The sequence below is a fragment of the Pseudodesulfovibrio hydrargyri genome (assembly GCF_001874525.1).
GTDB lineage: Bacteria > Desulfobacterota > Desulfovibrionia > Desulfovibrionales > Desulfovibrionaceae > Pseudodesulfovibrio > Pseudodesulfovibrio hydrargyri.
The window spans coordinates 676,443-703,332 of sequence record NZ_LKAQ01000004.1 but is presented as its reverse complement, the minus strand read 5'-3'; the positions used below and the strand labels follow the sequence as shown (position 1 = coordinate 703,332).

General features: G+C 63.1%; 22 protein-coding genes. 16 read left to right on the top strand and 6 right to left on the bottom strand.

Annotated elements, in window-relative coordinates:
* Window positions 1–37 precede the first annotated feature (37 nt).
* The 7 genes from aprB to BerOc1_RS07665 all read left to right on the top strand — a co-directional run bounded on the left by aprB (window position 38) and on the right by BerOc1_RS07665 (window position 9,410).
* Complete coding sequence (gene aprB, locus BerOc1_RS07695; RefSeq protein ID WP_071545135.1) at window positions 38–538, top strand: adenylyl-sulfate reductase subunit beta; 501 nt, start codon at window positions 38–40, stop codon at window positions 536–538.
* 65 nt (window positions 539–603) lie between these two features.
* Window positions 604–2,601 carry an adenylyl-sulfate reductase subunit alpha gene (aprA, locus tag BerOc1_RS07690; RefSeq protein WP_071545134.1) on the top strand — a complete coding sequence of 666 codons (1,998 nt, stop codon included), beginning with the start codon at window positions 604–606 and terminating at the stop codon, window positions 2,599–2,601.
* A gap of 121 nt (window positions 2,602–2,722) precedes the next feature.
* Window positions 2,723–4,003, top strand: coding sequence for a CoB--CoM heterodisulfide reductase iron-sulfur subunit A family protein (locus tag BerOc1_RS07685; protein ID WP_278248082.1), 1,281 nt, complete (start codon window positions 2,723–2,725; stop codon window positions 4,001–4,003).
* A gap of 3 nt (window positions 4,004–4,006) precedes the next feature.
* Entirely contained in the window at window positions 4,007–6,289 is a 2,283-nt protein-coding gene (locus BerOc1_RS07680) for an FAD-dependent oxidoreductase (protein WP_071545132.1), read from the top strand.
* 10 nt (window positions 6,290–6,299) lie between these two features.
* Window positions 6,300–7,571, top strand: a complete 1,272-nt coding sequence (qmoC, locus tag BerOc1_RS07675) for a quinone-interacting membrane-bound oxidoreductase complex subunit QmoC (RefSeq protein ID WP_071545131.1) — start codon at window positions 6,300–6,302, stop codon at window positions 7,569–7,571.
* A 51-nt stretch (window positions 7,572–7,622) separates the two neighbouring features.
* Window positions 7,623–8,279 (top strand): hypothetical protein, encoded by a 657-nt coding sequence (locus BerOc1_RS07670; protein ID WP_071545130.1) that lies wholly within the window; start codon window positions 7,623–7,625, stop codon window positions 8,277–8,279.
* A gap of 564 nt (window positions 8,280–8,843) precedes the next feature.
* Window positions 8,844–9,410 carry a hypothetical protein gene (locus BerOc1_RS07665; protein WP_071545129.1) on the top strand — a complete coding sequence of 189 codons (567 nt, stop codon included), beginning with the start codon at window positions 8,844–8,846 and terminating at the stop codon, window positions 9,408–9,410.
* A 149-nt stretch (window positions 9,411–9,559) separates the two neighbouring features.
* On the opposite strand, the gene BerOc1_RS07660 is transcribed toward BerOc1_RS07665, so the two are convergent.
* The 4 genes from BerOc1_RS07660 to BerOc1_RS07645 all read right to left on the bottom strand — a co-directional run bounded on the left by BerOc1_RS07660 (window position 9,560) and on the right by BerOc1_RS07645 (window position 14,103).
* Complete coding sequence (locus BerOc1_RS07660) at window positions 9,560–11,086, bottom strand: M48 family metallopeptidase (RefSeq protein ID WP_071545128.1); 1,527 nt, start codon at window positions 11,084–11,086, stop codon at window positions 9,560–9,562.
* Between the two features lie 17 nt (window positions 11,087–11,103).
* On the bottom strand, window positions 11,104–11,466 hold the full coding sequence (locus BerOc1_RS07655; protein WP_071545127.1) for a hypothetical protein: 363 nt from the start codon (window positions 11,464–11,466) through the stop codon (window positions 11,104–11,106).
* Between the two features lie 188 nt (window positions 11,467–11,654).
* A complete protein-coding gene (locus BerOc1_RS07650; protein WP_071545126.1) occupies window positions 11,655–12,941 on the bottom strand; it encodes a CHASE2 domain-containing protein in 1,287 nt (428 codons plus the stop codon).
* 406 nt (window positions 12,942–13,347) lie between these two features.
* Window positions 13,348–14,103 (bottom strand): SDR family oxidoreductase, encoded by a 756-nt coding sequence (locus BerOc1_RS07645; RefSeq protein ID WP_071545125.1) that lies wholly within the window; start codon window positions 14,101–14,103, stop codon window positions 13,348–13,350.
* Window positions 14,104–14,447: 344 nt separating this feature from the next.
* Here BerOc1_RS07645 and BerOc1_RS07640 point away from each other — a divergent pair, with 344 nt between their 5' ends.
* The 5 genes from BerOc1_RS07640 (at window position 14,448) to BerOc1_RS07620 (ending at window position 19,543) form a co-directional block, all read left to right on the top strand.
* Window positions 14,448–15,203, top strand: a complete 756-nt coding sequence (locus BerOc1_RS07640) for an ABC transporter ATP-binding protein (protein WP_071545124.1) — start codon at window positions 14,448–14,450, stop codon at window positions 15,201–15,203.
* Window positions 15,204–15,243: 40 nt separating this feature from the next.
* Entirely contained in the window at window positions 15,244–16,395 is a 1,152-nt protein-coding gene (locus tag BerOc1_RS07635; RefSeq protein WP_071545123.1) for a branched-chain amino acid ABC transporter substrate-binding protein, read from the top strand.
* A gap of 61 nt (window positions 16,396–16,456) precedes the next feature.
* Window positions 16,457–17,359, top strand: coding sequence for a branched-chain amino acid ABC transporter permease (locus BerOc1_RS07630; RefSeq protein ID WP_071545122.1), 903 nt, complete (start codon window positions 16,457–16,459; stop codon window positions 17,357–17,359).
* Window positions 17,340–18,530, top strand: coding sequence for an ABC transporter permease subunit (locus BerOc1_RS07625; RefSeq protein ID WP_071545121.1), 1,191 nt, complete (start codon window positions 17,340–17,342; stop codon window positions 18,528–18,530). The genes BerOc1_RS07630 and BerOc1_RS07625 overlap by 20 nt, the downstream gene beginning before the upstream one ends.
* Window positions 18,531–18,820: 290 nt before the next feature.
* A complete protein-coding gene (locus BerOc1_RS07620) occupies window positions 18,821–19,543 on the top strand; it encodes an ABC transporter ATP-binding protein (protein ID WP_071545120.1) in 723 nt (240 codons plus the stop codon).
* A 486-nt stretch (window positions 19,544–20,029) separates the two neighbouring features.
* On the opposite strand, the gene BerOc1_RS07615 is transcribed toward BerOc1_RS07620, so the two are convergent.
* Window positions 20,030–20,500: a hypothetical protein gene (locus tag BerOc1_RS07615; RefSeq protein WP_071545119.1), complete on the bottom strand. Its 471-nt coding sequence runs from the start codon at window positions 20,498–20,500 to the stop codon at window positions 20,030–20,032.
* 276 nt (window positions 20,501–20,776) lie between these two features.
* Between BerOc1_RS07615 and BerOc1_RS07610 the strand changes: the two genes are divergently transcribed.
* From BerOc1_RS07610 to serS, 4 genes are all read left to right on the top strand, one after another.
* Window positions 20,777–21,217: a universal stress protein gene (locus tag BerOc1_RS07610; RefSeq protein ID WP_071545118.1), complete on the top strand. Its 441-nt coding sequence runs from the start codon at window positions 20,777–20,779 to the stop codon at window positions 21,215–21,217.
* Window positions 21,218–21,598: 381 nt separating this feature from the next.
* The gene (hisC, locus tag BerOc1_RS07605) at window positions 21,599–22,699 is read left to right on the top strand and encodes a histidinol-phosphate transaminase (protein WP_071545117.1); all 1,101 of its coding nucleotides are present in this window, start codon (window positions 21,599–21,601) and stop codon (window positions 22,697–22,699) included.
* On the top strand, window positions 22,692–23,351 hold the full coding sequence (gene cmk / locus BerOc1_RS07600) for a (d)CMP kinase (protein ID WP_071545116.1): 660 nt from the start codon (window positions 22,692–22,694) through the stop codon (window positions 23,349–23,351). The genes hisC and cmk overlap by 8 nt, the downstream gene beginning before the upstream one ends.
* A gap of 42 nt (window positions 23,352–23,393) precedes the next feature.
* Complete coding sequence (serS, locus tag BerOc1_RS07595; protein ID WP_071545115.1) at window positions 23,394–24,671, top strand: serine--tRNA ligase; 1,278 nt, start codon at window positions 23,394–23,396, stop codon at window positions 24,669–24,671.
* An 857-nt stretch (window positions 24,672–25,528) separates the two neighbouring features.
* Here serS and rimO read toward each other — a convergent pair.
* Window positions 25,529–26,857, bottom strand: a complete 1,329-nt coding sequence (rimO, locus tag BerOc1_RS07590; RefSeq protein ID WP_071545114.1) for a 30S ribosomal protein S12 methylthiotransferase RimO — start codon at window positions 26,855–26,857, stop codon at window positions 25,529–25,531.
* Between the last annotated feature and the right edge of the window lie 33 nt (window positions 26,858–26,890).

The window sequence follows — 26,890 nt, the reverse complement described above, 5'->3', positions numbered from 1 at the left end:
ATTGTGAATAATAAAACCCTATTTAGGAGGAGAAGTTATGCCGACCTTTGTTAACCCGGAAAAATGTGACGGCTGCAAGGGTGGCGAAAAGACCGCTTGCATGTACATTTGCCCCAACGATCTGATGATCCTGGATCCCGCCGAAATGAAGGCCTACAACCAGGAACCGTCTGCCTGCTGGGAATGTTATTCCTGCGTGAAAATTTGCCCCCAGGGCGCTATTGAAGCCCGTCCGTACGCCGACTTCGCCCCTATGGGTGGTACCTCCATCCCGATGCGCTCCGCTGAAGACATCATGTGGACCATCAAATTCCGTAATGGCAGCGTGAAACGCTTCAAGTTCCCCATCCGCACCACCGCTGAAGGTTCCATCAAGCCCTTCGACGGCAAGCCCGAACCCGGCGACCTGGACTCCGAGCTCCTGTTCACCGAATCCGAGCTGAAGGCCCCCCTGGCCACCGCCATGGAAGAGGCTTCCGTCACCGACGCCGACCTGAAGAAAGAGTGGAAGATGGACGATTACGCCAACCTGGTCTAGTGCCGGTTCGCGAATCCTTGTCTGATTAGACTACTTGAATCACGTTAAATACTAGGAGAAATATTATGCCTCTGCTTCCCATCAAAGAAGCTTCCAAGGGTGTTGCTCTCGCCGAGCCGGAAATCATCGAACAGACCGTTGATATCCTCATGGTCGGCGGCGGCATGGGTAACTGCGGTGCTGCCTTCGAAGCCGTCCGCTGGGCCGACAAAGTCGATCCTTCCCTGAAGATCATGCTCTGCGACAAGGCCGCTCTGGAACGCTCCGGCGCCGTTGCCCAGGGCCTGTCCGCCATCAACACCTACTGCGGTGAGAACGACCCGGACGACTACGTCCGCATGGTCCGCACCGACCTCATGGGCATCGTCCGCGAAGACCTGATCTTCGACCTGGGCCGCCACGTTGACGATTCCGTCCATCTCTTCGAAGAATGGGGCCTCCCCGTCTGGGTCAAGAAAGACGGCAAGAACCTCGACGGCGCCAAAGCCAAGGCCGAGGGCCTGGCCATCCGCAAGGGCGACGCTCCGGTCCGCTCCGGCCGCTGGCAGATCATGATCAACGGTGAGTCCTACAAGTGCATCGTGGCCGAGGCCGCGAAGAACTCCCTGGGCGAAGACCGCTACGTCGAGCGCGTGTTCATCGTCAAGATGCTCCTGGACGCCAACGAGCCCAACCGCATCGCCGGTGCCGTCGGCTTCTCCACCCGTGAGAACAAGGTCTACGTCTACAAGTGCAACGCCGCCGTCGTCGCCTGTGGCGGCGCCGTCAACGTGTACCGCCCCCGCTCCACCGGTGAGGGTATGGGCCGCGCCTGGTACCCCGTCTGGAACGCCGGTTCCACCTACACCATGTGTGCTCAGGTCGGCGCCGAGATGACCATGATGGAAAACCGCTTCGTCCCCGCCCGCTTCAAGGACGGTTACGGCCCGGTCGGCGCCTGGTTCCTGCTCTTCAAGGCCAAAGCCACCAACTACAAGGGCGAGGATTACTGCGAGACCAACCGCGCCATGCTGAAGCCCTACGAGGATCGCGGCTACGCCAAGGGTCACATCATCCCGACCTGCCTGCGTAACCACATGATGCTCCGTGAAATGCGTGAAGGCCGCGGCCCGATCTTCATGGACACCAAGACCGCCCTGCTGAACACCGTCGGCGGCGACCTGTCCGGCCCCGAGTGGAAGCACCTCGAGTCCGAGGCTTGGGAAGACTTCCTCGACATGTGCGTCGGCCAGGCCAACCTGTGGGCCGCCACCAACTGCGCTCCCGAGGATCGCGGTTCCGAAATCATGCCCACCGAGCCTTACCTCCTGGGTTCCCACTCCGGTTGCTGCGGCATCTGGGTTTCCGGTCCGGACGAGCCTTGGGTCCCCGAGTCCTACAAGGTCAAAGCCGACAACGGCAAGGTCTACAACCGTATGACCACCGTCAACGGCCTGTTCACCTGCGCTGACGGCGTCGGCGCCTCCGGCCACAAGTTCTCCTCCGGTTCCCACGCTGAAGGCCGCATCGTCGGCAAGCAGCTGGTCCGTTGGTGTGTCGACCACAAGGACTTCACCCCGACCCTGAAGGAAAACGCCGCCGACCTGGCCAAGGAAATCTACCAGCCCATGTACACCTACCTGGAGAACAAGGGCGGTTCCACCGATCCGGTCGTGAACCCGGCCTACATCACCCCGCACAACTTCATGATGCGCCTGGTCAAGGCCACCGATGAATACGGCGGCGGTGTCGCCACCCTGTACATGACCTCCAAGGCTCTGCTGAACACCGGCTTCTGGCTGCTCGGCATGATGGAAGAAGACTCCAAGAAGCTCGCCGCCCGTGACCTGCACGAGCTGATGCGCTGCTGGGAGCAGTTCCACCGCCTGTGGACCGTCCGCCTGCACATGCAGCACATCGAGTTCCGCGAGGAATCCCGTTACCCGGGCTTCTACTACCGCGGCGACTTCATGGGCCTGGATGACTCCAAGTGGAAGTGCTTCTGTAACTCCACCTTTGATCCCGCCACCGGCGTGACCACTGTCTTCAAGAAGCCCTACGTCAAGATCATCCCCGACGCCTAAGCTGCTTAGGTAATGATCACCCCGAGAGCGCGGGTCCCCGGACCCGCGCTCTCTTTAAATACCGGGGCTAAAATGGTCTGAATCCGGGCCGGGAAAACCGCTCCCGGTCCGGGTTTAGGCCATTTATTGGCTTGAGCCTCAACTTTATTCGGGAGGAGTTAAGAGAATGTCGAATAACAGTATTCTCGTCGTAGGCGGAGGATTCGCAGGAATCACCGCCGCCCTCGAAGCCGCCGAAGTCGGCTACGAGGTGTACATCGTTGAAACCAATCCCTACCTCGGTGGACGGGTTGCGCAGCTGAATCAGTATTTCCCCAAGCTGTGTCCCCCCTCCTGCGGTCTGGAGATCCAGTTCCAGCGCATCAAGAACAACCCCAACGTCAAGGTCATCACCATGGCCGACGTCACGTCGGTTTCCGGCTCGGCCGGCGACTACGACGTGAAGATCACGCAGCGTCCGCGCTTCGTGAACGAAAAGTGTACCGCCTGCGGCGAGTGCGAGAAGGCCACTTCCACCAAGGTGACTTCCGAGTTCGACTTCGGCACCGGCTCCCGCGGTCTGGCGTACAAGACCCATCCCTTCATGTTTCCCATGCGCTACGTCGTGGACGCCGAGAACGCGTCCGAGACCGAGCTGGCGGCCATCAAGAACGCCTGCCCGTACGACGCCGTGGACACCGACGACGCGGCCAAGACCATTGATCTGGCCGTCGGGGCCATCGTCGTTGCCACCGGCTGGAAACCCTACGACGTGTCCAACCTGACCAATCTCGGCGGGGGCAAGCTGAAGAACGTGGTCACCAACATGCAGTTCGAGCGCCTGTGCGCGCCCAACGGCCCGACGGGCGGCAAGATAAAGAGGCCTTCCGACGGCGCCGAGCCCCAGAAGATCGCCTTTGTCCAGTGCGCCGGTTCCCGCGATCAGAATCACCTGAACTACTGCTCGTACATCTGCTGCATGGCTTCGCTCAAGCATGTTCGCTATGTCCGGGAACGTTCCGACGCGGCCGCGACGATCTACTACATCGACCTGCGTACCCCGGGACGATATGACAAGTTCAAGTCCATCACCGAGGCCGACGACAAGCTCAGCCTGGTCAAGGGCAAGGTGGCCGCCATCGTCGAGGACGGCGACGGCAACCCGATCGTCACCGTGGAAAACGCCCTGACCGGCATCAAGACCGAGGAGAAGTACGACATGGTCGTGCTGGCCACCGGCATGCAGCCCAGCTGCGCCGGCCTCCAGGTCCCGGCGGGCGCCATCGATGCCGACGGTTTCGTCATAGACGGCGAGGGCATCATCGCCGCCGGTTGCGCCAAGCAGCCTCTTGATGTCATGAAGACCGCCCAGTCCGGCACCGCCGCCGCGATGAAGGCGATTCAAACCGTGGTAGGGAGGTAACCAATGGCTGAAAAGCTTGGAGTATATATCTGTGGAGGCTGTGACATCGGGGCCAACCTGGATGTCGACGCCCTGGCCCAGTTCTGCGCCGACGGCAAACACTCCTCCGTCGTGGCCGTGGCCAAGTCCAACCCGGTGCTGTGCAGCCCGGAAGGCAAGGCCATGATCGAGGCCGACATCGCCGAGAACGGACTGGACGGCGTGGTTTGCTGCGCCTGTTCGCCCCGCGCCAAGTGGGACGTGTTCAAGTTCGGCGACAAGGTCCAGGTGGAACGCGTCTCGCTGCGCGAGCAGTGCGTCTGGTCCTACCAGGAAGACCCCAAATTCCCCGGCCAGATGGAAGTCATCGCCAAGGATTACTGCAACATGGGAATCACCAAGCTGACCAACAGCCGGATTCCCGCGCCGGAACTGCCCAATGCCTTCAAGACCGTGCTGGTCGTTGGCGGCGGCTTCACCGGCCTGAACGCGGCGCTCAACGCCGCCAGCCTGGGCTACCAGGTGATCCTGGTCGAAAAGAAGGAGACCCTGGGCGGCAAGGCCGCGACCATGTACAAGTCCTTCCCGCTGGGCGCGCCCTATTCCGAGCGCGAGCAGGAGGTCAGGATCAAGGACGTCATCGCCAAGGTCGAGGCCAGCGACAAGATCACGGTCATCACCGGCGCCACCCTGGATTCCCTGGCCGGAGCCCCGGCCCAGTACAAGGCCACCATCGCGGGCAAGGAATACGAGATCGGCGCGGTCGTCATGGCTACCGGCTGGGTGCCGGGCAAGGGCAAGTTCCTGGCCCCGCTCGGCTACGGCACCATCAAGAACGTGGTCACCGCCGCCGAGTTCGAGCACATGGCCCTCAACGGCGAGATCAAGACCGCCGCCGGCAAGACCCCGTCCTCCGTGGCCTTCATCGTCGACACCTCGCTGCTGACCAAGAACATCTCCTACGATGCCTGCGGCGAAGCCTGCGAGGCCCCCGAGGACATGCCCTGCAAGGAGAACGACGAGTCCGAATGCGCGGACGAGTGCGAGACCTTCCAGTACACGGACAAGGAATCCGCCAAGCACCTGGCCTACTCCTCGGAACTGACCTCCCTGGTCGCTCTGAAGCAGGCCAACTACGTGCGCGAACTCGCCCCCGACGCCGTGGCCTACGTGGTCTATGACCACATGATGGTCCCGGGCATCAACGAGAAATACTATCAGGCCGCCCAGGACGATCCGGGCGTCATGCTGACCAAGGGCACGGTCACGGAAGTCTCCGAGGCCGGTTCCTCCGTGGTCATCAAGGCCAAGAACACCCTGCTCGGCGCGGACGTCGAGCTGGTCGCCGACATGGTCGTGGTTCCCACCGCCATCGTCCCGACCACCGCGGCCGATCCGACCATGAACTTCGTCTACCGCCAGGGCCCGGCCTTCCCGGACCTCGAGCTGTTCGACGGGTTCGCGGATTCCAACTACATCTGCTTCCCGTACGAGACCCGCCGTACCGGCGTCTACGCCGCCGGTTGCGTGCGCCAGCCCATGGGGCTGGGCCTCGCGGCCGAGGACGCGGCCGGTGCCGCCCTCAAGGCCATCCAGTGCATCGAGTCCGCCAACCGCGGCGTGTCCGTGCATCCCCGGTCCGGCGACCTGAGCTTCCCGGAGTTCAACTTCACCCGCTGCACCCAGTGCAAGCGCTGCACCGAGGAATGCCCGTTCGGCGCCCTGGACGACGACGAGAAGGGCACTCCGATGCCCAATCCGACCCGCTGCCGCCGCTGCGGTACCTGCATGGGCGCCTGCCCGGAGCGGGTCATCAGTTTCGCCAACTACGGCATCAGCCAGATCGGCCAGGCCATCAAGGAAGTGAAGGTTCCCGACACCCTGGACGAGGGCGGACCCCGCATCATCGTCCTGTGCTGCGAGAACGACGCCTACCCGGCCCTGGACATGGCCGCCATGCGCGGCAAGTCCTGGTCCCCGTATGTCCGCTTCCTGCCGGTGCGCTGCCTCGGTTCGGTCAACGCCATCTGGGTCGCCGACGCCATGAGCAAGGGCGTGGACGGCGTGATGATGCTCGGCTGCAAGTACGGCGACGACTACCAGTGCCACTTCGTCAAGGGTTCCGAACTGTGCAACCGCCGCAAGGAGAACATCGCAGAGTCCCTGGGACGCCTCGGTGTCGAGCCTGAACGCGTCGAGCAGTACGAGGTCTCCATCGACATGTACGACAAGGTACCTGGAATGATCGATGAGTTCGTCGAGAACATCACCACCAACTTCGGCCCCAACCCGTTCAAGGGTTACTAGGAGGTACGGCATGTCCAATACCGTCAAGGTACAACCGGACCTTAAGTTCGTTAAAGAGTTGCAGGCCGTGGGCGGCGACTCCCTGAAGAAGTGCTACCAGTGCGCCACCTGTTCGGTGGTCTGTCCCCTGTCCCCGGCCGACAGCCCGTATCCCCGCAAGGAGATGGTCTGGGCCCAGTGGGGCCTCAAGGACCGCCTGGTCAACGACATGGATATCTGGCTCTGCCACAACTGCGGCACCTGTTCCGACCTGTGCCCGCGCGGCGCCAAGCCGGGCGACCTCCTGTCCGCCCTGCGCAACATGGCCTACCGCAACCTGGCCCCGCTGCCGATCATCGGCAAGTGGATGTCCAGTTCCAGCGGGCTGCTGCCCCTGGCCGTCATCCCGGCGATCATCTACGCGCTGATCTGGATCTTCCAGGCCTCGCGCCTCGGCTCCTTCCTGCCCACCTTCGAGTGGGATCACGCCGCCCATGCCTGGAAAGCGGTTCAGGACGGCGCGGTGGTCTTCGGCGGCCTGTTCGTCGGCGACTACTTCATCGACCCCATCTTCCTGCTGGTCTTCCTGTTCATGCTCTGGGGCTTCTATGCGGGCGTGCGCAACATGCTCAAGGCCTTCGACGCCCAGCCCAAGACCTTCATCGTGGGCCGCAAGAGCGAGCCGAGCTTCCTGTGCTGCCTGATCGATACCGTCCAGTACGAGATCCTTCAGCATACCCAGTTCCAGGACTGCACCGACGAGGAATCCGACGAGCTCGACGTCAAGCGCGCCTCGGGACACCGCTGGCTCATGTTCGCCTTCATCGCCCTCATGGTCGTCACCGGCATCGTCGCCGCGGGCCACTGGGGCGGCTGGTTCTTCCGGCAGATCGGCGTGGAAGGCCTGGGCGGCATCCTGTCCGCCATCGGTCACACTCCCATGCCCTGGTGGTCCCCGGTCAAGCTGCTGGCCTACGTCGGCGCCGGCCTGGGCATCTACGGCCTCATGGCCCTGACCAAGCGCCGGGTGAACCTGGACCAGTCCAAGCAGTCCTCCAGCTGGTACGACTGGTACCTGCTGACCCTGATCTGGACCATCTTCCTGACCGGGCTCTGCGCCTTCGTGTTCCGTCTGCTGGGCGTGGCCCTGTTGGCCTACCCGATCTACTACGTGCATCTTATCGGCGTGTTCATGCTGCTGGCGTACCTGCCCTGGTCCAAGCTGGGCCACCTGGTCTACCGCACCGTGGCCCTGTCCTACGCCAAGAAGATTGGCCGCATCCCCATGGGTGCCGACAAATAGTCGGCCTGGGTGAACATACAAAAGAAGCTTACTTAGTTAAGGAGGCATCAAATGGCTGAAGCTAAGGTATTCCCCATGAACGCGTTTGTGTCTGTGCTGCGCGGCGAGGCCGCCGACCAGGCTCAGCTCGATATGCTGGCTTACATCACCCAGGCTGAAACTCTGGACGCGGACGTCGCCCCCGTGGCGCAGGCCCTGTCCAAGGCCTGGATCTACGAACAGGAACCCGGCCTGACCGCCTACGCCGAGGGCGACATCTCCAAGCTCGGCAACCAGGTCAAGATCGAGGCCCTGCCCGAGTCCGAGGCCGCCCGCGCCAAGGGTGTCCTGGACATCCTGGCCGCGCTCAAGGCCGACAACGCGGCCCTCAAGGCCCAGGTCGAGAAGCTCGAGGCCGAGAAAAAGGAACTGGCCGACAAGATCGGTCCCATGGAAGCCAAGATCAAGACCGTGGACGCGGCCAACGCCGCCGGCGAGCAGAAGGTCACCGTGGCCTCCACCAAGCTCGACGAAATGACCAAGAAGCTCAACGACCTCATGGCCGAAGTGGAAAAGGTCAAGAGCCAGGGCGTGGTCGTGGCCGGTGTGGCCGGTGACGGCGCTGCCGCCGCTCCCGCAGCCGACGCTTCCGCGGATGGCCCGGCCGTCGGCGGCGAGCCCGAGGCCGATTTCGGTCTCGGTTCCGATGCGTTCGGCGGCGATTGGTAGCCCCGGACCATCCGACGCAAAAAACAAGGTCCCGCGCTCTGCGCGGGGCCTTTTTTTGCGCCGTCGGTCCGGGGACGGCGGCTGGCGATAGCGGGCCATCTGCGAATTTTCCGGGGACCGCTTTGATCCTCACGTACTGGGGTACGCTGCGGGCAAAGCGGCCCCCGGAAAATCCACATCTGACCCACTCTCCCCAGCCTCGGTGCGGGGAGAGCCGCGGTTTGGGGGCTTTGCCCCCAAAAGGCGCTCCAGGGGGAGGGGGGAGTGGCTGTTTGGCGTCTGGCGTACCCAAAGGTGCTTCTGGTGGGCTGTTTTGGGCGTTCCGCCCAAAAGGCGCAGTGGGAGGCGGGTGTTTTAAAAAATGTAAAGATGGGGAAAATGAGGGGTGTTTAGGGCGGTCTGGGGTTGTGAAGTGGATTGAAGGGAGGGTGATTGAGTCTCATACGGGGGTTAATGAGGGGAAAAAGTGGAGTTTTGCGTGGCGTGGCGGGGGGATGGGTGAAAATTTCCGGAGCGGTTCTTGCAAATGAACGGGATGGAGAAAAATTTACCCAGGGAGCGAATATGAATATCTCAGGTGATTTGACATCATCCCCGGTCGGATTTCTGGACCAGGTCACCAAGGCCCGCGAGGCGCGGGATGAAGGGATTTCCAAGGATTCCTTTGTCTCCATCGCCGCCGAAGAGGAGAGGCTGCGCCAGGAGGCGCGGCCCGGTTCGGCGGGCATACCGGGCGGGATGTCCGAGGAGGACAAGTCCAAGATCGAGATGCTCAAAAGCCGGGCCGAGGCTATTGCCGCTCAGGGCGAGAACGGGCTGACCTCGGGCCAGGAGGCCGAGATCCGGGATATCCAGAAGCAGATCAGCAAGATATCCAAGATGCCCATGGGCGAAAACCTGGTGGAAAAGGCCAAGGACCAGTCCGAGGCCAAGAAGACCGAGAAGCAGGCCTTCGGCGACCAGGACGACCCGGCCAACAACGGCCGGGGCGGCATGATGCCCGAGGACCCGGACCGGCTCGACATGGCCGATCAGCCCGGCAATCGGATGCTCCGGCAGAACGCCTTCGTCACCTCGGTCAAGACCGCCGGGGCCGGACTGGGCGCATCCGGCTTCAAGAGCAAGTCGTAATCTCGCGGAGCCCGCGCCAAGCCGCCGCATGCAAACCGTTCCGCGCTACTCGAACAGCGTACAGGCATGCCGCTCTCTCAATGGTGGAACGGCGAAAAAAGGCCCTCCCGAACCGGGAGGGCCTTTTGCATTGGGTCATGGGGACGGGGCTATTGCTCCTTTTCGGTGTTCAGGTTTTCCTGGCAGCTGGAGATCAGGCCCGAGTCGCCCGAGCCCTTGCAGGTCACCAGGTAGCCGAGCGACTGGGATTCGTTGCCGAGTTTCTTGTTCAGCCGGATGAGGTCCGGCAGGAGCAATTCCGGTTTGTCCAGGCTTGCATAGGCCGTGTCGGCCACGGCCAGGGCCTCTTTCGGCGCTTTCGCCTCATATTGGATCATCAGAAGCCGGTATTCCAGGAGCAGCGTATCGTCGCGCTGGCAGTCGGCCTCCAGGGTCTTCAGTTTGAGTTTTTTGTTCCGCGCCGCGATGTCGCGATCGAGATAGCGAACATAGGGGACATCCTGGATCAGCGTGCGGCACCGCTTGCCCCGTATGAGGGCCAGGGCGTCCTTGGGCTTGCCCGAGATGGCTGCCAGCTTGGCGTTGTCCATGTCGTCCAGTCCGTTGAAGTATTGGGCGACTTTCCCGGAGCCGAACACCGCCTGGTACGGCTCCGTCAGGAGCGCGTTGCGCGGCCTGCCCGCGTAGTGGGTGCGCACGTACTGCTTGACGGCCGATTCCCGGTCCTTGGCGGCGTAATGCTTCCTGCCTATCTTGTTCGTAGCCTTGCCCAGGTCCGCGAACAGCTTGTCCATGGAGAGCTCGTCCTTGCCGTCCTTGGCCGCCTTTCGGGCTTCTTCCTCGGCCTTTCTGATTTCTTCCTTGAGTTGTTCCTGCCGGTCCTCCCAGTCGGCCACCCGTTGCAGTAGGTTGACCATGCCCATGGGCGAGTACCCGGACAGGATCAGAAGGTCGGTTCCCAGCGAATCGGCATCCTCCTCGTTATCCCTGCTGAAGACCGGGATGAGGGCGTTTTGGCCCAACTTGTCCGCGGCGATGCTCAGGGCGGCGTCCTTGAGAAGGTTGTCCTGGTCCCCGCTGGTCCGGTATTTCACCGAGGCCGTGGTCTGGTAGAGGTCCACCGCGACGCCGAGCAGGGAGCTCCAGCTTTGCAGAGACTGGTGCCCGAGCAGGACGTGGGAATATTCGTGCGCCAGCAGGGCGGCCACTTCGTCTTCGCTCTCCAGGGTGCGGAGCAGGCCGTAATCCACGAAGACGGCGTGGTCCGCCGCAAAAGAGCCGAACTCGGGACTCGGTCGGAGGAAGACGTAGCTCGGCACCGGTTCACCGGGCCAGGCCCGCTGGAGTTTCTCCAATACGGAATTGAGATAGGCCTCGATAGCCTCGTTGCGGGCCACGCCGATGGTCAGCCGCTGGCCCGCAAGGGCCTTTTCGGGAATGGCGATGGTCGGCGCGGGAGCACCCTCCTCCACGTCCGGAGCCTTGGCGGCCACGGTGGCCGGGCCGGTTTCCGGGTCGGCTTCACACGGTTCGGGGGCGGGGTTTCGGAACTGGTCGATGAAGGGGGTGTCGGGCTCGTCCATGCCCACCCAGGACTTGGGGTTGGTGAGTTCCGGCGTCTTGCAGCCGAAGGAGAGGATCAGGACGAGGATGATGAGCGGTAGAGTGCGCAGCATGATTCACCTCGGAGTTGTCAGTTCTCGCCGATGCCCGGGGAACCGAACGGTTTCAGCCCCGGAGGGTTGCCCACGGTCTTCCGGCATTTGTCCGCCGTCTTCTGCGCGTCGGTCGCCACGTCCATGGGGTCGAACCATAATGGCTGCCCGTTGTGCTCGATCATCAGGTAGCCGCCGGGCTCCGCTTTGACCACGGGCACGGGTACGGGCGGCAGTTCGCTGACGGCCAGGTCTCCCCCCAGGGTGAACCCGTTGCCGGATTTGACGAAATAGGCCACCGGGTCGGTCTCGAATTTAGTGATGCATTGCCCCGTTCCCGCCGCCAGGAGCGGCAGGGGCAGCGCCAGGATGACGACGAGCGCGAAAACTGTTCGAATCATTGTTCCCTCCTCGTTGCCGGGGCCGGAGGCCGCCGGTTTATGGATACACACGTATCGGACGGCCCGGCCCCCCCGCTCAAAGCAGTAAAAGCGAGTGGCCGTAAGGCCGGAATACCCAGCTTCTCCCCGTCGGTGCATACCGCGTGGGGTAAAAAGGGGAGACGCCCGTTGGCGCGCCGGAAGACCTCCTAGGCATGCGCGTCCCCTATGCATTTTCTGATATCGGAAGCGGTCAGGCAGGGCGATTGCAATTTTGCCGCAAGGGTGGCGAGTAGCCAATAGCCCAGCCAGTTTGGCGGGGCCAGCTTGAATAGCCCGTAGGAACCGATCATCAAGCATAAAATGAGCACCCAGGACAGGCAGAGGTAACGGAGCCCCAACCTACCGTGATGGACATACATGGCGGCGGACAGGGCGGACATGAGAACGGTAATGGATAGGAACAGAAGGATGTTCTGGGGTGGGTTGGTGAAGTAGCGCGGGCCATAGTTGGTCAGGTTGTCGAGGGCCATGGCATGGTAATAGACGCCGGGCAACTGCCCGTTGACCGGGGTCTGGACCAGATCGTTGGAGCCGGTCAGGGCCGTGCCGATGAGGACCGCCCGGTCCGTGAGCAGGCCCCGGACCTTGTCCAGGTCCTGGGCCCTGACCGTGACAGCGTAGGGAAGCCGCTCCCGCGCCTTTTCCATCGAATCCCGGTCCAGCCCTACCAGGAGGCTTCGCCAGAGCAGCCCGCAGGCCCGAAGGAGCCGTTCCCCCCAGTTCGGGGCCACGAAAAACGCGCCCTCGGGCAAAAGGCCCTGGTCGCGCATGGTCGCCGAGACCGCGCAGCCCCATTGCACGGCCATGGGTTGCCCCCGGGCCGGGTCTACACCCTTGTAACAGCCCAAGGCCCTGTCCCGGGTGTCGCCGCAGAGATGGCGGTAGAGCTGGGGAGCCGGGGTGGGGGCGTCCGCCCTCGCGTCCCACAGGGGGTATTCGGGGGTGCGCCAGGACACCACCGCCGTGTCCACGCCCGGGACGTCGGCGAACAGGTTCGGGGCGTCCGGCCCGGAACGGGCCAGGATGACCGGTATGTCGAGCTTCATCCTCGTCAGCGTGGCGTGGGCCCGCTTGAAGGAGTCCTCGTCGCGCGGCCGGAGCCGTTCGAGCATGATATCCATGAACACGGCCTTGGGCTTTTGCCGCAGGACCCGGTAGAGCAGGGTGGTGTACCGGTCGTAGGGCGGGGGCCAGCCCACTTTCCACTCCTCCAGGGTGGAGTCGTCGATGAGCACCACGGCGATGCGGTCCTGTCCCGGGGAATCGTAAAAGGGCGCGGTGACCCGGTCGACGATCTGTTGGGAATAGGCCATCAAGGCCGCGTCCAAGCCGAGCGGATCGAGATACGACCAGATGATCGCGGTGAAGATCCACAGGGCAAAGGTGCCGAGGGCTATGTTGAAGCGGGGGCGGCGCTCAAGCCCGCGGGCCATTGCGTCCACGGATGGCCAGCGGCGGAGGCTCGTTCCCATCTTTTTTAGAAAACCGGGCCAACTAAAGAGGTCGCTACAGAGGTCGGTAAGTCCCTTGACGGTCGGTAACCGGCCCGGTTCGGACGGGGGGGAACTCGAGGGCGAGGACGTGTCTTGGGTGGGAATGCGAGCAACCTCTTTTAATGTGTGCGATATCTATAACAAGATATGTTCTGCCGCTCAAGCGTTAAAATGCGGATCGCCGCTTTATAATATCAGTACAGTGAAGATGTTGCATTGATGTAACCGATGCAGTGTCCGTTCCGGCCGTAGATGCGTCGCGCGGTCCTGATGCAGAAAAGGAAAATGGCCCGGACTGCGGAAGCAGTTCCGGGCCATTTGCCTGTGTGGCGGGTCGGATGCTGCCTTACTTGTCGCGCGAAACGGCGAACGGGGAGAAGGCCTGCTGCACGGGCATGACCTCCAGGGCGTTGATGTTCACGTGCGCGGGCAGGTTGGTGGTCCAGAAGACGCACTCGGCGATGTCCTCGGGGGTGATCGGGCTGATGCCCTCGTAGACCTTGTCCGCGGACGCCTTGTCGCCCTTGAACCGGACCACCGAGAACTCGGTCTCGCACATGCCGGGCTCGATGTTGGTCACCCGGACCCTGGTGCCGAGCAGGTCGGCGCGCAGGTTCTTGGAGAAGTGGTTGACGAAGGCCTTGGTGCCGCCATAGCAGTTGCCGCCCGGATAGGGGTAGGTTCCGGCCACGGAGCCGAGGTTGACCACATGGCCCGCGTTGCGCTCGACCATGCCGGGAAGCACGGCGCGGGTTATGTAGGTCAGCCCCTTGATGTTGGTGTCGATCATGGCTTCCCAGTCGTCCAGGTCGCAGGCCTGGGCGGGCTCCAGGCCCAGGGCCAGGCCCGCGTTGTTGACCAGGACGTCGATGTTCGCGAACGCGGCGGGCAGGGATTTGACGGCCTGCTCGCAGGCCGCGCGGTCGCGCACGTCAAAGTCCAGGGTATGCACCTCGGCCGGAGCCAGCTCGGCCTTGAGGGCTTCGAGGCGCTGGACGCGGCGGCCGGTGATGACGAGATTCCAGCCCTCGGCCGCGAAGCGGCGGGCCATGGCCTGGCCGAATCCGGCGGTGGCGCCGGTGATCAGTATGGTTTTTGCCATTGTTGAGCTCCTTTGTCTGTCTGAACACATGTGCGCAGGGTTGCGCACCGGGAAATCGGCCCCGATTCTGGCACGGTCGCGGCCGGAAGTCACGAATTCACAATAAAACCCACTTTTGCCTGCGCAATCACGGGATTGCAAAGAACAAAATTCATCATTTTTTCAATTTCGCCAAATTTTCACCTGACTATCCATAACTTAAGCGAGCATTAGACTTTTTTTGCCAAATAAGGTAAGTAGTGCCTGAATCCCAAAAGGGCCGTCATTTCAGACGATTGAAATGTCGAAAGGGGGGCTTTCACTCCGGTCCCGGTGGATGATTTCTACTATTTAATTAGGTAAATATGGCAAATCTCACTCTTGACGACATCTGTGTCCGCTTCGGCGGGTTGCAGGCCCTGACCGATGTGGCCTTTTCCGTGTCCGAAGGCGAGGTCGTGGGGCTGATCGGCCCCAACGGGGCGGGCAAGACCACGGTGTTCAACGTTATCACCGGGGTGTACAAGGCGTCCAGCGGTTCGGTCTCCTACGACGGCACCAGGATCACCGGGCTGCGGCCCTACCAGGTCCTGTCCATGGGCATCGCCCGGACCTTTCAGAACATCCGTCTCTTCCAGAACATGACCGCCCTGGAGAACTGCATGGTCGCCCAGCACAGCCGCTCCCGGTCGGGGGTGGTGGGCGCGATCCTGCGCAGCCCGGGCCAACGGCGCGAGGAGGAGCGGATCATCGAGAAGTCCCAGAAGGCGCTCGATTTCATGGGGTTGGGCCGGCGCACCGACGAGGTGGCCTCGAACATGCCCTACGGCCACCAGCGCAGGCTCGAGATCGCCCGCGCCCTGGCCAGCGAGCCGCACACCATCCTGCTGGACGAACCCGCCGCCGGGCTGAACCCGGCCGAATCCAAGGAGTTGATGGAGTCCATCGGTCGGATCACCGATCTGGGCATCAACGTGCTCATGGTCGAACACGACATGAAGGTCGTCATGGGCATCTGCAACCGCATCGTCGTCCTTGACCACGGCGTAATGATCGCCGAGGGGAGGCCTGAGGAGATTCAGAAAAACCCCGACGTGATCGAGGCATATTTGGGCCAGTAGAGAGAGGCTGGCAGAACCGCAACGAATGGAGAGAGTGTTTATGAAACGTTTACTGGTACTCGCAGTTGCCCTGCTCGCTCTGGGCCTGCTCCTGGCGGGCTGCGGCGGCGAAGAGAAAAAAGCCGAGCAGGTCCTCAAGATCGGCACCATGTCCCCCTTGACCGGCCCCTACGCCGCCGACGGCAACGACATCCGCCAGGGTGCCGAGATCGCCGTGGAAGTCGTCAACGAGGCCGGCGGCATCCCCGGCTTCTCCAAGATCGAAATCGTTTCCGAGGACACCGCCTGCGACCCGAAGCAGGCCGTCGCCGCAGCCAACAAGTTGATCAACGAAAAGGTCCCCGCCGTTGTCGGCGCGTACTGCTCCAGCTCGACCATCCCCGCTTCCGAGACCCTGGCCGAGGAGAACATCTTCATGCTGACCCCGGCCTCCACCAACCCCAAGGTCACCGAGCGCGGCCTGAAGTACATGTTCCGCACCTGCGGCCGTGACGACCACCAGGCCCCGGCCGCGGTCAAGTTCATGAAGGACGTCGAAGGCGTGAAGACCATCTTCATCGTGGACGACAAGACCACCTACTCCCAGGGCCTGGCCGAAGGCGTGGCCGCCGCCGCCGAGGCCGTCGGCATCCAGGTTCTCGAGCACGACCACGTCAACCAGGGCGACAAGGACTACTCCGCCGTGCTGACCAAGGTGAAGGCCGCCAACCCGGATCTGTTCTACATCTCCCTGCAGAATTCGGCCACGGGCGCGCTCATGGTCATCCAGGCAAAGCGCATGGGCATCGACGCCATCCTCATGGGCCAGGACGCCGTGTACCATCCGAAACTCATCGAGATCGCCAAGGGTGATTCCGAGGGCATGTTCTGCACCTTCGGCGCCATCGACAAGGACGCTCCCAAATACAAGGAGTTCCAGTCCAAGTACAAGGCCAAGACCGGCAACGAGCCCGGTGCCTACTCCGCCTACGCCTTCGACTCCGCCACCGCGTACCTGACGGCCGTCAAGGCAGCGGGCACCACCGAGCCCGCCAAGGTCCGTGAAGAGCTGCTCAAGCTCGACTTCACCGGCGCGTCCAAGCAGATCAACTACCAGGAGAACGGCGACTCCGGCTCCAACTACACCGTGTACAAGATCCAGGACGGCAAGTTCGTGCCCTACTGGAACTCCCTGACCGGCGAAAAGCTCTAGGCCTCAACCCGTCTAACCAACCGGGACCCCGCTTGAGCGGGGTCCCGGATACTGGAACAACATGGACTTTTTTCTGCAACAGCTGATCAACGGCATCACGCTCGGCGGGGTCTACGCCCTCATCGCCCTGGGCTACACCATGGTCTACGGCATCATCCAGCTCATCAACTTCGCCCACGGCGAGTTCTTCGCGGCGGGCGGGTACATGGGCGTGATCCTGATCTCCTATCTTTCCTCGCAGGGGGTGAACCCCTACGCCTGCCTGGCCATCTCCCTGGTCCTGTCCATGGGCTACTGCGCCCTGCTGGCCATGGCCGTGGAACAGCTCGCCTACAAGCCGCTCAGGCAGGCCTCGCGCCTGGCCGCGCTGCTGTCCGCGCTGGGCATGTCCATCTTCCTGCAGAACGGCCTGATGCTCACCCAGGGCGTGTACGACCGGCCCTATCCCACGGAGATAACCTCCGGCGGATTCGAGATCGGGGCCGTCTCCATCTCCTACATGCAGATTTTCATCGTGGCCCTGACCGCCTTCCTGCTGGTCGGCCTGAACATCCTGGTCTTCAAGACCCGGATCGGCCGGGCCATGCGCGCCACGGCCCAGGACAAGGTCATGTCCGCCCTGGTCGGCATCAACTCCAACCGGATCATCGCCCTGACCTTTGCCGTGGGCGCGGGGCTGGCCGCCGCGGCGGGCATCATGGTCGGGCTGTACTACGGCTCGGTCAACTACACCATGGGGTTCGTGCCCGGCATCAAGGCGTTCGCCGCGGCCGTGCTCGGCGGCATCGGCAACATCACCGGCGCCCTGGTCGGCGGGCTGATCATCGGCATGGTCGAGATCTTCGCCGCCGGATACATCTCCGGCGAGTACAAGGACGTGTTCGCCTTCATCATCCTGATCGGCGTGCTGTACTTCAAACCCACCGGCATCATGGGAGAGAACGTTGACGATACGCGAGTCTAAACGACTGTGGCTGGCCTGCGGCGTCGGGCTGGGCTGGTTCCTCCTGCTGCTGTGGCCCCTGCTCGGCATCAAGCCGGACACGCTGGAATTCGCCGCGACCTTCAAGGTCTTCGGCTACGTGGCCGTGGCCGCCGTGTTCATCATGTTCTTCTACCAGGTCAAGGAGGCGGGCTACCTCGACGCCGTGGGCAGGCCCGCCAAACAGGCGACCAACGCGCTGGGCAGGGCCTACGACAAGGCGCCCACCTGGCTGCTGCTCGGGATCGTCCTGGCCGCCGCCATCGTCTATCCCCTGGTCACCGGCCGCTACGCCCACGACGTGGCCATCAGCGTGCTCATCTACGTCTGCCTCGGCCTGGGCCTGAACATCGTCATCGGCCTGGCCGGACTGCTCGATCTCGGGTACATCGCCTTCTACGGCGTGGGCGCGTACACCTACGCCATCCTGAGCATCAACTACGGCCTGTCCTTCTGGCTCTGCCTGCCCATCGCGGCGGTCATAGCGGCCATCGCAGGCTGCATCATCGGCTACCCGACCCTGCGCATGCGCGGCGACTACCTGGCCATCGTCACCCTCGGTTTCGGCGAGATCGTCCGGCTCATCCTGAACAACTGGATGTCCCTGACCAACGGCCCCAACGGCATTTTGTCCATCCCCCGGCCCGAGCTGTTCGGCTATGAATTCCGCTCCCTGTCGAGCATGTACTACATCATCCTCGGGCTGGCCGTGGTGACCATCCTGGCGGTCTACCGGCTCAACTATTCGCGCATCGGGCGCGCCTGGGAGGCCATCCGCGAGGATGAGACCGCGGCCGAGCTCATGGGCGTGAACACCTTTCTGCTCAAGCTGCTGGCCTACGCCATGGGCGCGACCTTCGCCGGTTTCGCCGGGGCGTTCTTCGCCGCGCGCATGAAGTTCGTCGGCCCGGAATCCTTCACCTTCCTGGAATCCGCCATGGTCCTGGCCATGGTCATTCTCGGCGGCATGGGGTCCATCCCCGGCGTCATCCTCGGCGTGCTCGCCCTGGTGGCCCTGCCCGAGCTGTTCCGTGAATTCGAACTCTACCGCATGCTCGTGTTCGGCGGGGCCATGACCCTGATGATGCTCGTGCGCCCGGCCGGCATCTGGCCCGCCAAGCGCGTCGGCCGCCGGTCCGAGGAAGCGGATTAAGAAAAGAACCGGGGGAAAACTTTTGAAAAAGTTTTCCCCCCGGACCCCCTTTCCAAACTTTTTGGCGCGCCGCCAGGGAAGAAGGGGGACAGCATGAATCCATATGGCGGCGTGATGGGCGCAAGGCGCAGGCCTGGCTCAGAGAGAATAATACCGACAACCACCCTCCCCGCGAAGCGGCATAAAAAGTTTGGGAAAAGGAGGGGATGGGGGGCCGGGGTAAGGGGAGGAAAGAACCCTTTTCAAAGTGTTTTTCCTCCCCTTACCCCGGCCGCCGGAGGCAACCATACATGACAGAAAAAGCTCCCATCCTCGAACTGAAGAACGTGGTCTCGGCCTATGGGCGCATCCAGGCCCTGAAGGGCATCTCGCTCAAGGTCTTTGAAGGCGAGGTGGTCTCCATCATCGGGGCCAACGGCGCGGGCAAGTCCACCACGCTGATGACCATATGCAACATCGTCAAGGCGGTTTCGGGCGACGTCCTGTACCGGGGCGAGCGCATCAACGGTGTGAACTCGGACATCCTGCCGACCATGGGGTTGTGCCAGGTGCCCGAGGGGCGGCGCATCTTCCCGCGCCTGACCGTGCTCGAGAACCTGGACATGGGCGCGTTCTTCCGCCGCGACGCCGCCGGGGTCAAGGACGACGTGGAGCGCGTCTTCGACCTGTTCCCCAAACTGCGCGAACGGCGCAAACAGCTGGGAGGCACCCTGTCCGGCGGCGAGCAGCAGATGCTGGCCATGGCCCGCGCGCTCATGAGCCGCCCCAAGGTCCTGCTCCTGGACGAGCCGTCCATGGGCTTGGCCCCGCTCCTGGTCAAGCAGATCTTCGACATCGTCAAGATGATCAACGAACAGGGCGTCACCGTGGTCCTGGTCGAACAGAACGCCAACCTCGCCCTCCAGGCCGCCACCCGGGGCTACGTCCTCGAAACAGGCAACGTAGTCATGGAGGATGACGCTAAAGCATTGTTGGCGAATCCGGATATACGCAAAGCGTATCTGGGCGAATAGGCGTCCCTTTTATAGAGATCGTAGGTCCCCCGGAAGCCGTGCGCTTTCGGGGGGCTTTGCGTATGTCCGGCTTCGCAGGGGAGGGGGGCGGCTTCCGATAGCGGGCCATCTGCACATTTTTCGAGGGTCCGCCTGATCCTCACGTACTGGGGTACGCTGCGGTCAGGCGAACCCTCGAAAAATGCACAGCTGACCCACTCTCGAAAGCCTATTCCGAGCGCGGGGGAAGAGCCGCTGTCGGGTGCTGTGCACCCGAATCGCTCCAAGGAAGAAAAAGACGGGACCTCGACTCTTTGTTGAGTTGGAGGTCTTTTCTAGGCGCACTTACCCCGCGAAGCGGCGATAAAAAGTTTGGAAGGGGGAGTCCAGAGGGGGAAACTTTTTCAAAAGTTTCCCCCTCTGGCCGCCGGAGGCATGCCTTTAAAAAGAGGGCGGCCCGGTCCACTGGTGTGGGCCGGGCCGGGCGAAATGGGGTCGTGGGTCGGGTCAGGCGTAGTCGCCGCGGTTGAACTTGAACTGTTCGGTGGCGGCGAGGGTTTCCAACTCGTCGACAATGGACTTGAGTCCGGGGTGGGTGTTTTCGAGGTCCGGTTGTTCGGCCTTGAGGGTGGCCACGTCGTCGGCTATTTCGTCGAGGGTCCCGTAGGCGGACTTGAGCCCGGCCTGGGGGTCGGCGAGGGTGGCGGCGTAGTCGTCCCACTTGTCGAGGATGGATTCCACCTGGCCCGCGACCTGAGCGCCGTCCTCGGAGACGGGCTGCACGGCGGCGACCTGTCCGGCGGCGAGCAGGGGGTTCACGATCAGGGGCGGCGCGACGGGCTGCGATACAGCCTTCTCTCCCCGCGCGACTTCCTGATTGAGAAGATCCCCGAAGTCCGCGTCGGACTGCCGCGCCTTGTTGCGGCGCTGCGCTTGTTCCGATTGGACGCCCTCGATCTGATCAGGACGGATCTTCATGGTTCAACTCCTATCCTGTGGTTTGCCTGAAATGTTGCAAAGACCTTGCCAATGCCAGGCTATTGACAACTGATTGGAAAAGCTTATTCTTTTTACATGAAAGCCCGGCAATTTCTGCCGCCGGGGCGATCCGGCGGGTGCCTGGGCTCCCGGCAACCGTACTGGAGAAGAAAAGGGTTGTCTATCCGGGGCGGGAGAGGCATATAGAAATTAGGCAGGAATCATCGCTCTCCGCATTGGACGGAGGGGTAGACAATACGCAAGGAGGAGAAAACCATGCCCGAGATCAAGAAGATACTGTGTGCGGTCGATTTTTCTGATTACAGCCCCATGGTGGCCGACTACGCGAACATGATGGCCAAGTGCTCCGGGGCCCAGATTCTGGTGCTGTACGTCGCGCCGTCCCTGAGCCAGTACGTGGGCTTCCACGTGCCGCCCAGCTCCATCGAGAGCTTCGTGGGCGAGATCGTCACCGGCGCCGAAGACACCATGAACGCCTTCGTCAAGGAGAACTTCAACGATCTCAACGTGGAAGGCAAGGTCGTCACCGGCTATCCCGCAGAGGAAATCCTGGCCATCTGCGAGGCCGAAAAGTGCGACATGGTCGTCATGGGCACCCACGGCCGCAAGGGCATTGACCGCATCCTGTTCGGCTCGGTGGCCGAAAAGGTGGTCAAGAGCTCCAAGGCCCCGGTCCTCACCGTCCGGCCCAGCTAGTTCCTTTACGGACCGACCTAAACCATATAAAGGAACGGTCTCGACCGTTCCTTTTTATTGCGCCTGCGGCGCCCGGGGGAAGGGGAGAGAGGGCACCCTTTGGAAAAGGGCTTCCCTCTCTCCCCTTCCCCCCGGCCCCCCCAACCCCTCTCACCCTCCTAAACTTTTTGGGCGTTTCGCGGAGGCGAGGGGAAGCGGGGGGGATGTATCAAGGGGAACAAAAGGCACGGCAGCCCGCGTCCGCACGGCCCTGCCGAAGGCACACAAAAAGTTTTGGAGAGTCCAGAGAACCTTTTTCAAAAGGTTCTCTGGCGGGGTCCGGGACAGCGCCCCGGCCGTCGGAGACGCCCGCCGGCGAGGCCATTCTTTGAGGAGAGAGTGATGAGAGAGTTTACCGTTCGTCCGGAGATCATGGATTTCGCACCGTACGTGCCGGGTCTGACCATCGAGCAGATCCAGGCGCAATACGGTCTCAAGTCGGTCATCAAGCTGGCCAGCAACGAGAACCCGCTGGGCACGTCGCCGCTGGTCATGAAGGCCATCGAGCGCAACGCGGCGCGGGCCTTCCGCTATCCGGAGAACCATACGCCGAGGCTGACCCGGGCCGTGGCCGAGAACGTGGGCGTGCCCGAAGAGTGCGTGCTGGTGGGCAACGGCTCGGACGAGATCATCGACATGCTCTTCCGCATGAAGGCCGTGCCGGGCAAGTCCAACGTGGTTTTTTACGAGCACAGCTTCGCCATGTACGGCATGTGCGCCAAGCTGTGCGGCCTGGAGTACCGGGTGGTCCCGCGCGGCGAGGACTGCGCCCTGCCCCTGGACGGGCTGGCCGAGGCCGCGGACGAGAACACGGCCATGGTCGTGGTCACCAGCCCGGACAATCCCACGGGGCTGGCCGCCGGGGTGGAGGATCTGACCGTGCTGGCGGGCGTGCTGCCCAAGGACTGCCTGCTGGTGGTCGACGAGGCGTACATCGAGTTCGCCTGGCCGCCGGAGTCCTATTCGCCGGTCGAGGCCTTCGACCGATTCGAGAACCTGGTCTGCCTGCGTACGTTCTCCAAGGCGTACGGCCTGGCGGGCATGCGGCTGGGGTACGGGATCATGCCCGCAAACCTGGCCGCGCTGCTTCGGAACGCGCGCATTCCGTTCACGGTCAACCTGCTGGCCGAGGAGGCCGGGCTGGCCGCGCTGGAGGACGATACCTTCTTCAACGAAACCTTGAGCGTGGTCATGCACGGGCGCGAGTATTTCACCAGGGAGCTGACCCGGCTCGGGTGCAAGGTCTGGCCCAGCCAGTCCAACTTCGTCATGTTCCGGCCGCCCATGGACGCCAAGACGCTTTTCCAGACCCTGCTTGAGCAGGGCATCATCGTCCGCCACCTGGGCAGCTTCGGCCTGGCCGATTGCATCCGCGCGAACGTGGGCACGGACAGGGAGAACGAGCTGTTCATCAAGGCCGTGGGGGACATCCTCAATGGGTAACCCCCTGATCGTGACCATTGACGGCCCGGCCGGGGTGGGCAAGTCCACCATGGCCAAGCGGCTGGCCCGGCTGCTGTCCATCCCGTACCTGGACACCGGGGCCATGTTCCGGTCCGTGGCCTGGAAGCTCGGCAAAGGGGCCTGGGAATGGCCCGAAGCACGGCTGGAAGAGGCCCTGGCGGACTTCGAGTACGCGCTGTCCGGGGTGGGCGAGGATTCGGTCCTGTCCCTGAACGGCACGCCCATTGGGGACGAAATCCGCACCGAGGAGGTCGGCATGTGGGCCTCGAACGTGGCCACCCTGCCGGTCATCCGGACCTTCCTGAAGCACGCCCAGCAGGCACTGGGGGCGAAGTATTCCCTGGTGGCCGAGGGCCGCGACATGGGCACCGTGATCTTTCCGGACGCCCCGCATAAGTTTTTTCTGGACGCCTCGGTGGACGAACGCGCCCGCCGCCGGTTCCTGCAGCTGCGAGAGATGGACAAGCCCGCCGATCTCGGGGCGCTCAAGGAACAGATCGCCAAACGCGACGACCAGGACCGCAACCGGGCCGTGGCCCCGCTCAAGGCGGCGAGTGATGCGGCCGTCATCGACACCACGGACATGGACCGCGATCAGGTCCTGGCCGCCTTGAAAGAAGCCGTTGCCTAGGATACATCCTGTTTCGAAGCAACGTGAGGAGATATTTTAGTCATGCTTGATCTCAAACTGATGCAGAAGAATCCGGACCTGGTCCGGCGGAGCCTCGAGAAACGCCACTCGAAAATCGACGTGGCCGAATTCACCGAACTGGACGAGCGGCGCAAGCGGCTCATCGGCGAGGTGGAGTCCCTCAAGGCCGAGAAGAACGCCGTGGGCCCGGAGATCGCCAAGCGCAAGAAGGCGGGCGAGGACGCCTCGGACCTGCTCGAAAAAATGGGCAGGGTGGCCGAGCGGACCAAGGAGCTCGACCGCGAACTGGCCGAGGTGGAGAAGGCCGAACAGGACTGGATGATGGCCGTGCCCAACATCCCGCACGAGTCCGTGCCCGAGGGCGCGGGCGAGGAGGACAACCCGGTCCTGCGCTACTGGGGCGAGAAGCCGGTCCTGGATTTTACGCCCAAGGAGCACTGGGAGATCGGCACCGCGCTCGGCGGCCTGGACTTCGAGTGCGCGGCCAAGCTGGCCGGGGCCCGGTTCTCCATCAGCTTCGGCTGGTGCGCGAGGCTTGAGCGCGCCCTGGCCCAGTTCATGCTCGACACCCAGACCGGCAGCCACGGCTACACCGAGGTCCTGCCCCCGTTCATCGTCAACAAGAAGACCATGACCGGCACGGGCCAGCTGCCCAAGTTCGAGGAGGACCTGTTCAAGCTGACCGACGAGCGCGAATTCTACCTCATCCCCACGGCCGAAGTGCCCTTGACCAACATCTACGCCGACGAGGTCATCCCCGAGGAGAAGCTGCCGGTCAAGTTCTGCGCCCAGACCCCGTGCTTCCGGTCCGAGGCCGGTTCCTACGGCAAGGACACCAAGGGGCTCATCCGCCAGCACCAGTTCTACAAGGTGGAGATGGTCAACTTCGCCCATCCCGATCACTCCTACGAGGCGCTGGAGGACATGACCCGCTCGGCCGAACGCATCCTGGAGCTGCTTAACCTGCACTACCGGACCATCGCCCTGTGCACCGGCGACATGGGTTTTTCCGCGGCCAAGACCTACGACATCGAGGTCTGGCTGCCCGGCCAGGGCAAGTACCGCGAGATTTCCTCCTGCTCCAACTGCGAGGACTTCCAGGCGCGCCGGGCCAACATCCGGTTCCAGCCCAGGGACTCCAAGAAGAAGCTCTACCCCCACACCCTGAACGGCTCCGGCCTGGCCGTGGGCCGCTGCCTGGTGGCCGTGCTCGAAAACTACCAGCAGGCCGACGGCTCCCTGGTGATTCCCGAGGTGTTGCGTCCCTACATGGGGGGGCTGGAGGTGGTTACGCCTTAACAGGCGTGGTGTTTTCAAGACGACATGGGCCGGGAGAGCGAGTGCTTTCCCGGCCCTTTTGTTTTGGGGGAGGGGAGTAGCACTGGGGAATGGCCGCGCATCCGCGTCCGGACTATCGGCTGTCCGCCATATTTATGGATTTCGCCTTTACGGCGACTTCCTTTTTTGCTGGCGCAGAAAAAAGGAAGCAAAAACTGCGCTGTGGTGCTAGTGCGGCGGAAGCGGACCCAAGAGTCCGTAGGCGGCTTTCGCTGGCCGGATCGATTGTCTGCCGCGCAGACGCGATCCAGCCGACGCTTCGCCGCCTGAGACGGGCTCTAGGGTCCGCTTCCGATTGCAACCCTCCGTCTGTTAGAATCGCACTGCCGCGTTCGGCATGGCGTAAGGAACGGCAGGAACTCCATATGGCGTCATGGAGCGACTCGGACGCTTGCGTCCGACAGCGACTCTCACAGCCCCGCGTCGAGGTACACACTCCCGCGTCCCGCCGTCACTCTTCCTCGCACCGACTTAGCCCTTGAACGAAAGGTTAGAAGCTGACCGCGAGGGGCGGCGGCTCTTCGAATCGCCGCGAGCGCAGCGAGCCTCGATTCGGGAGCCGCCCCGAGCGGATCAGCTTCTTGCCTTTCGTTCTCCGGGCGGCCGCCCCACACTCCAAGGCCCATTTTTTCGTCTATTTTTTTGGGCCAGCAAAAAAATGGACCCCGCCGGGAGGGCATGGAGCAAGTGCTGGGGCTTTAGCCCCGCACAGCGGCTCTCAAGCGGCGCAGCCGCGCATTTTATCCCACGAAAAAAGCCGCCCCAAGGGGCGGCCTTCCTTATCTCTTCATCTCTTCTCTTCGCTTTCCGCAGAAGGTCTACACGAGACCTGAAAGGTCGTACGTGTCCGCCTTCTCGATTTCCACGTCGAGGATGTCCCCCAATTTCAGCCGGGTGTCGGGCGGAGCGCCGACATAGGTCACCCCGTCCACTTCCGGGGCCTGGAACCAGGCGCGGCCCACGTACAGGCCGGGCCATTCGTCCGACTCCCGCTCGATGACCACGGGCACGGTCTCGCCCACGTACCCTTCCAGAATCTCGGCGCTGATCCCGGCCTGGAGCTCCATAAGCCGGTCTTTGCGCTCAAGCTTGATCTCGTCCGGGACCTGGTTGTCCATGGCCGCGGCCGGGGTGCCCTCCTCGGCCCAGTAGGGGAAGACTCCGAGGTGGTGGAACCGGGTGCGGCGCACGAAGTCCATGAGCGCTTCGAAGTGGGCGTCCGTCTCACCGGGATAGCCGACGATGAAGGTGGTCCGCAGGGCCGCGTCCGGGAAGAAGGACCGCACCCGGTCCACGACCTTGTCCGGGTCGCGGGCGAACGGGCGGCCCATGGAGGCGAGCACGTCCGGGTGGGCGTGCTGCAGGGGGATGTCGAAATAGGGCAGGAAAGGCGCGCCCGTGTCGCGCAGCAGGCCGAGCAGGGACTCGGTCAGCCCCGCCGGGTAGAGGTACATGATGCGCAGCCATTGCAGGCTCGGGATGGCGGCCAGTCCCTTGATCAGGGCGGGCAGGTCGTTGCCCTGGCCGAGGTCCGAGCCGTAGGCCGTGGAGTCCTGGCCGACCACGATGATCTCGGACACCTGATCGGCCAGAAGCCGGGCCTCGTCCAGGAGGAAATCCACGGGCCAGCTCTTGTGCGGGCCGCGTATGGACGGGATGGTGCAGAACCGGCAGTTGTGCGAGCACCCCTCCGAGACCTTGAGAAAGGCGTAGGACGGGCCGGTGGACAGGTTGCGCGGGGTATCGCCCGGGAGGTTCAGGGCCAGGGCCTCGGCGGCCATGGCGGGCCACAGCCCGATCTGCTCGGTGTTCAGCCACAGGTCCACCTCGGGCAGGCCGCTCATGAGGTCCTGGCCGTAGCGCGAAACCAGGCATCCGGCCACGCAGACCACCGGCTTGCGCCCGGTTTCCGTGGCGACATCGGAGGCCTCGCCGACCACGTCCAGGATGGTGCCGATGGACTCCTCGATGGCGGGCTGGATGAAGCCGCAGGTGTTGACCAGCACCAGGTCCGAGCCGTCCACGGAGTCCGCCGGGACCATGTTCGATCCGAGCGCGCCGAGCAGCCGTTCGGTGTCCACCCGGTTCTTGGGGCAGCCCAGGCTGACGGTGTATGTTCGCACGGGAGTGGCTGAGGGTTTCGCCATGTCATTTCCTTTGATAACGTTTCCTGAATGGGG